This is a genomic window from Intestinimonas sp. RTP31139st1_F5_RTP31139_211217, assembly GCF_040226735.1.
In the GTDB taxonomy this organism is placed as follows: domain Bacteria; phylum Bacillota; class Clostridia; order Oscillospirales; family Oscillospiraceae; genus Intestinimonas; species Intestinimonas butyriciproducens.
The window spans coordinates 1-1,323 of the sequence record NZ_JBCOAQ010000093.1; the positions used below are offsets into that span (position 1 = coordinate 1).

The following is a 1,323-nucleotide window of genomic DNA, read 5'->3' on the forward strand; positions in this document are numbered from 1 at the left end:
GTTGTGGGAGAGGCTCCCCGCCCACATCACCTCCGCCCGGGCCTCGTAGTTCTCCGGCTCCTTTGTCAGGACCCGGGCACTCTCCATCACCGTGCGCATCAGGGCCTCGGCCAGGCTGTCGGTGAGGGCCATGCCCGCCTCCGGGTGGAAGTAGCGCTCCATGGTGTGCATGAGGATGTCCGTGCAGCCGCAGGCGGTCTGGTAGGCGGGCAGGGTCATCGTGAGCTCCGGAGACATGACGGCGAACACCGGGCGGCACAGATCGCTGCTGTACCCCCGCTTGATCCAGCCGTCCTCGTTGGTGATCACCGACGAGTCGCTCATCTCGCTGCCCGCCGCTGCGATGGTGAGCACCGCGCCCACCGGCAGGGCCGCCCGGGCCTGCCGCTTTCCGCAGTAGAGGTCCCACACGTCGCCCTCCTCTGCCGCGCCGTAGGCCATGGCCTTGGCCGAGTCGATGACGCTGCCGCCCCCTACGGCCAGAAGGAAGTCCACCCCCTCCCGCCGGCACAGGTCCACGCCCTCCCGCACCAGGGAGAGCCGCGGGTTGGGGAGCGCGCCCCCCAGCTCCGTCCACTCCAGGCCCGCCTCCCGCAGGGAGTCCTTCACCCGGTCCAGCAGGCCCGAGCGCACCGCGCTGCCCCCGCCGTAGTGGAGGAGGACCTTTTTGCAGCCCCGCTCCCGCACCAGGGCGCCGGTCTGCCCCTCGCTCCCCCGGCCAAAGACCACCTTGGTGGGCGTATAGTAGGTAAAATTGTTCATCTGATCCGCTCCTTCCAGCCATATTTCACGCTCTCTTCTATTTAACCCCTCAGAGCGGCCCGCCGTCAAGTACAAATCCCGTTGCCCCCTTGACATACCTCGCTCATCGATGTATTATATGCCTAGATAATCGATGTATCTGATCCACAAGGGGGACGACGCAATGGCGGACAAGACTCTGCTCTCCGGCAGCACCACCCTGCTGGTGCTCTCGCTTTTGTCGGAGGGGGACAAGTACGGCTATGAGATGATCGCCGAGCTGGACCGGCGCAGTGACCACACCTTTGCGCTGAAGGAGGGGACCCTCTACCCCATCCTCCACGCGCTGGAGCGGGATGGGGCGGTGCGCGGCTACCAGGCGGAGGCGCCCACGGGCCGGGTCCGGAAGTACTACCGCATCACCGGGAGAGGGCTGCGGGCGCTGGAGGCGCAGAAGAAGGAGTGGCGGACCTTCACGGCGGCCGTCAACGCCGTCCTCTCCGGCGCGGCCCCGGCCATGGCCTGATGGAGCGGGCTGATTTCGCCGCCTGGTGCGCGGCGGTGTGCCGGCACATCCGCTAC

2 protein-coding genes are annotated in these 1,323 nt (G+C 67.3%); one reads left to right on the forward strand and one right to left on the reverse strand.

Annotated features, from left to right (window positions below):
• Window positions 1-762: iron-containing alcohol dehydrogenase (locus ABUA09_RS18280; protein WP_349949633.1), on the reverse strand; the 762-nt coding region annotated here is incomplete at its 3' end.
• A gap of 163 nt (window positions 763-925) precedes the next feature.
• On the opposite strand from ABUA09_RS18280, the gene ABUA09_RS18285 reads away from it, so the two are divergent.
• Window positions 926-1,267 carry a PadR family transcriptional regulator gene (locus ABUA09_RS18285; RefSeq protein ID WP_058117000.1) on the forward strand — a complete coding sequence of 114 codons (342 nt, stop codon included), beginning with the start codon at window positions 926-928 and terminating at the stop codon, window positions 1,265-1,267.
• The last annotated feature ends 56 nt before the right edge of the window (window positions 1,268-1,323 follow it).